Origin of the sequence: Arsukibacterium sp. (genome assembly GCF_033722355.1) — a bacterium.
Lineage (GTDB): Bacteria > Pseudomonadota > Gammaproteobacteria > Enterobacterales > Alteromonadaceae > Alishewanella.
Genome location: NZ_JAWVZF010000193.1, coordinates 1 through 4,653, shown reverse-complemented (window position 1 = coordinate 4,653; position 4,653 = coordinate 1). Strand labels below are relative to the sequence as shown.

Sequence of the window (4,653 nt, the reverse complement as noted above, 5' to 3'; positions counted from 1 at the left end):
GTGGCGGGTTAATTCTGGCCCGGAAAAACGAAGCGATTGAGAAAAAGCTTAATTCTGCAGTGTTCCCGGGGAGTCAGGGTGGCCCATTAATGCATGTGATAGCGGCTAAAGCAGTTGCATTTAAAGAAGCATTGGAGCCGGAATTTAAGGTATACCAGCAGCAAGTGTTAAATAACGCCAAAGCCATGTGCGATGAAATGATTAAACGTGGCTACAAAATTGTTTCAGGTGGCACTGAAAACCATTTATTCCTGTTGGATTTAATTGATAAAGATCTTACCGGTAAAGATGCGGACGCAGCTTTAGGCCGGGCCCACATTACCGTAAATAAAAACTCAGTACCTAATGATCCTCGCTCGCCTTTTGTTACCAGTGGTTTACGGATTGGCACACCAGCGATTACCCGTCGTGGTTTCAAAGAAGAGCAGGCGCGGCAAGTAGCTGGTTTTATTTGTGATGTGCTGGATAATATTAACGACGAAAGCGTTATCGAGAGAGTAAAAAGCGATGTGGGCCAGTTGTGCAATCGTTTTCCGGTTTATGCTTAATCGTTAATTTAATGCTATTATGGCCGCATTTGCGGCCATTTTTATCTATGGTCAGGGTATCTGTAGCGTTTTTATCTGTGGTTTTTTTATCTATGGAAAGTGCTGATGTATTGTCCCTTTTGTAATGCCGATGACACGAAGGTAATTGACTCCCGCTTGGTGGCTGATGGCCATCAGGTGCGCCGCCGCCGCGAGTGTCTGGCGTGTCATGAACGTTTTACGACCTTTGAGGCGGCTGAACTGGTTATGCCGCGGATTATCAAACGGGATGGTTCACGCGAGCCCTTTAACGAAGATAAACTGCGCAATGGCTTGTTACGTTCGCTTGAGAAGCGGCCGGTATCAACTGAACAGATCGAACAGCTGATACAGAAAATTAAATCGCAATTACGGGCGACCGGTGAGCGGGAGCTGGCCAGCAACATGCTCGGCAATCTGATCATGGATGAACTGGTGAAAGTGGATAAGGTGGCTTATGTCCGTTTTGCCTCGGTTTACCGGTCTTTTAAAGATATCCGTGAGTTTGGTGAAGAAATTGCTCGTCTGGGAGAGCAATAGTGGCTGTCACTTCCACAGATAGGCAATATATGGCTCAGGCCCTGCGTCTGGCTGCAAAAGGCCGCTATACCACGGATCCCAATCCGAATGTCGGGGCAGTTATTGTCCAAAGTGGTACTGTGGTCGGGGAAGGGTATCATCATCAGGCTGGTGACGGTCACGCTGAAGTGTATGCGCTGGCGCAGGCAGGTGCGCGAGCAATGGGGGCAACCTGTTATGTAACGCTGGAACCTTGCAGCCATTTTGGCCGGACACCACCCTGTGCAACAGCACTGGTTGCTGCGGGGATCAGCCGGGTGGTTATCGCTATGCTTGACCCGAACCCGCTGGTTGCCGGCAAGGGCGTTGCAATGCTGGAGCAAGCCGGGATTGATGTCGTCAGTGGGGTGATGGAAGCTGAGGCAAGAGCATTGAATCCGGGTTTTTTAAGTGTGATGGAGCGGCAAAAGCCCTGGCTAAGATTAAAGCTGGCTGCCAGCATTGATGGCCGCACTGCATTGGCTAATGGCCAAAGTCAGTGGATAACCGGTCCGGCAGCCCGGGCCGATGTGCAGTTTTACCGGGCACAAAGTAGCGCAATCTTGTCTACCGCCAGTACGGTGCTGGCCGATAATGCCCGGTTAACGGTGCGTCAGCCGGATAGTGACGTCGCAATCACGGCGTTAAAAAATGGCGAATTACGTCAGCCGCTGAGGGTGATTCTGGATCGCCGTCAGCAACTGACCGGCCGGGAGTTGTTGTTCAGTTCAGCCGGGCCTGTTTTACTCTGTGTCGCACCTGATACACCACTTCGCAATATGCCATCTCAGGTCGAGCACCAGGTTGTGCCCGTCAATGCAGATGGCTATTTTGATTTGATGGCATTACTGCAACTTTTAACTGTCCGCCAGGTGCGGAGCATTTGGGTTGAGGCAGGTGCCACTTTGGCTGGTGCTTTATTACAGCAGAAATTAGTGGATGAATTTATTTTATATCAGGCTCCGCTCTTGTTAGGGCCTCAGGCCAGAGCCATGGCAGAGCTGCCAGAGCTAACTAAGCTGAGTCAGGCAAACCGTTTTACGTTTACTGATATCAGCCAGCTTGCTCCCGATTTGCGTCTGACAGCATTACTTAGTGGGGCTGATAGGGTGTAAAGAGCTGCCAGCTCAGTTGGCCTGAATCTGGCCACTGTATGCACCGGGACATGCGGCATTATTTTACCGGGTTTATTAAAGTAACATTTAACAAGGGTTTATATGCAACTGAATACGCCAGCCGAAATTATCGAGGACATTCGTCAGGGCAAAATGGTCATACTGATGGACGATGAGGATCGTGAAAATGAAGGCGATCTGGTCATGGCTGCTGATTATGTGACACCGGAAGCAATTAACTTTATGGCGAAACATGGCCGTGGCCTTATTTGTCTGACGCTTAGCAAAAAGCGCTGTAAACAGTTAAATTTGCCGCTGATGGTTGACGCGAATAAGTCACCTTTCGCTACAAACTTCACCGTGTCTATTGAAGCGGCAGAAGGAGTGACAACCGGGATCTCTGCAGCAGACCGGGCCCGCACCGTTAAGGCTGCAGTAGCAAGAGATGCCAGTCCTGCAGATATCGTTCAGCCGGGCCACATTTTTCCTTTAATGGCCCAGGATGGCGGTGTGCTGGTCAGAGCCGGCCATACCGAAGCCGGTTGTGATTTAGCCCGGCTGGCAGGTTTGGAGCCGGCTGCTGTGATTGTTGAAATTCTGAATGATGATGGCACCATGGCCAGACGGCCTGATTTAGAAATTTTTGCCCGTGAACACAATATTAAAATTGGAACTATTGCTGATTTAATCGAGTATCGTAATTTAAATGAAACGACGATTGAAAAAGTAGCAACCTGCCAGTTACCCACTGAAGTGGGCGATTTCCAGCTGGTCACTTTTAAAGATACCATTGATAATCAGTTACATTTTGCGCTGGTTAAGGGTGATATTCAGCCTGAACAACCAACGTTGGTCAGGGTGCATTTACATAATACCTTTTCTGATTTGTTATTGGCTGACCGGGCAGCTAACCGGAGCTTTCCGTTACATACTGCGATGAAGCGGATTGCGGATGAAGGTGGTGTGCTGGTGCTTTTAGGGAAACACGAATCGACGGCTGAGCTGGTACGAATGGTTCAGGCTTTTGAGGCAGAAGATAAAGGTGAGCAGCCAAAAACGTCCCCGTGGAAAGGCACCTCCCGCAATGTCGGTGTCGGCTCGCAAATTCTGGCCAGTCTGGGGGTCAGAAAAATGCGGTTGCTGAGCCAGCCAAAAAAATACCATGCCTTATCTGGGTTTGGCCTGGAAGTTGTTGATTATGTATCGGAATAACAGCGATGCCGCATTTGCGTTTTTTGTGATATTATGCGCGGCTGATTTTTGCAGCCCCTGATTCGAGAGGATTTACCATGCAAGTGATTGAAGCCGGCTATGCAGCCAAAGGCAAGAAGTTCGCGATAGTGGTGGCACGGTTTAACGGTTTTATCGTTGAAAGCTTGTTAGAGGGTGCCGTTGATACGTTAAAGCGGGTGGGAAATGTTGCCGGGCAGGATATTACTGTCGTCAGGATCCCTGGCGCGTTTGAGATGCCGCTGGCTTTACAACGGGTGGCAGCGAGCAAAAAATATGATGCGATCATTGCGCTTGGTGCAGTAATCCGCGGTGGTACACCGCATTTTGAATATGTGTCGGGTGCTTGCACCAACGGTATCAGCCAGATTGCTTTGAACTATGATTTACCGATCGCTTTTGGCGTGCTGACAGTGGATAGTATCGAGCAGGCTATTGAACGTTCCGGCACCAAAGCCGGTAATAAAGGTGCTGAAGCAGCGATGTCGGTGCTGGAAATGGTTAACGTACTGGATCAGCTGTAACAGGATAATTTATGAAACCAAATGTGCGTCGTCAGTCGCGATCACTGGCAGTGCAGGGCATATACAGTTGGCAGGTGAGTCACAACCCAATAGCCGACATTGAACAACAGTTATTGTTGGAAAATAATGTCAAGCAACTGGATGTTGCTTATTTTCAGGATATATTGCGCGGCGTAGTGCTGCACCATAGCAAATTGGATGAGGCGCTAAAGCCCTATCTGGAGCGGCCGTTTGAAGATATCGACTTAGTAGAGAAAGCCGTACTTCGGGTTGCCGCCTATGAGCTTAAGTACCGGCTGGATGTGCCTTATAAAGTTATTATTAATGAGGCAATTGAGCTGGCTAAGGCCTTTGCTGCTGATGACAGCCATAAATTTGTCAATGGTATTCTTGATAAAGCGGTCCGGGTATTACGGACTCAATAACGGAGAGCCGACATTTGTCGGCTTTTTTACATACTATGGGTGAATTTGAACTTATTGCCAGCTTCTTTGCTGACGCCGGAATTGCGCGGCAGGATGTGGTGGTTGGTGTGGGCGACGACGGTGCTGTGCTGCAAATGCGCGACGGTTATGATTTGGTCGTCACAACCGATACCATGGTTTGCGGTACTCATTTTTTTCCTGATGTCGATCCGAGGGCTTTGGGTCATAAGTTAGT

General features: G+C 49.1%; 6 protein-coding genes and 1 pseudogene. All 7 read left to right on the top strand.

Annotated elements, in window-relative coordinates; translation table 11 throughout:
• A pseudogene (gene glyA, locus R3177_RS13330) lies at nt 1–548 on the top strand (serine hydroxymethyltransferase); the annotation flags it as partial.
• A gap of 105 nt (nt 549–653) precedes the next feature.
• On the top strand, nt 654–1,106 hold the full coding sequence (nrdR, locus tag R3177_RS13325; protein WP_019674770.1) for a transcriptional regulator NrdR: 453 nt from the start codon (nt 654–656) through the stop codon (nt 1,104–1,106).
• Nucleotides 1,106–2,239 carry a bifunctional diaminohydroxyphosphoribosylaminopyrimidine deaminase/5-amino-6-(5-phosphoribosylamino)uracil reductase RibD gene (gene ribD, locus R3177_RS13320; protein ID WP_318971514.1) on the top strand — a complete coding sequence of 378 codons (1,134 nt, stop codon included), beginning with the start codon at nt 1,106–1,108 and terminating at the stop codon, nt 2,237–2,239. The genes nrdR and ribD overlap by 1 nt, the downstream gene beginning before the upstream one ends.
• Nucleotides 2,240–2,341: 102 nt before the next feature.
• Nucleotides 2,342–3,451 (top strand): bifunctional 3,4-dihydroxy-2-butanone-4-phosphate synthase/GTP cyclohydrolase II, encoded by a 1,110-nt coding sequence (gene ribBA / locus R3177_RS13315; RefSeq protein ID WP_318971513.1) that lies wholly within the window; start codon nt 2,342–2,344, stop codon nt 3,449–3,451.
• A 77-nt stretch (nt 3,452–3,528) separates the two neighbouring features.
• Entirely contained in the window at nt 3,529–3,993 is a 465-nt protein-coding gene (gene ribE, locus R3177_RS13310; protein ID WP_318971512.1) for a 6,7-dimethyl-8-ribityllumazine synthase, read from the top strand.
• An 11-nt stretch (nt 3,994–4,004) separates the two neighbouring features.
• Nucleotides 4,005–4,418 (top strand): transcription antitermination factor NusB, encoded by a 414-nt coding sequence (gene nusB, locus R3177_RS13305; protein WP_318971511.1) that lies wholly within the window; start codon nt 4,005–4,007, stop codon nt 4,416–4,418.
• Between the two features lie 14 nt (nt 4,419–4,432).
• On the top strand, nt 4,433–4,653 hold a 221-nt coding region (locus tag R3177_RS13300), incomplete at its 3' end, for an AIR synthase related protein (protein WP_413229091.1).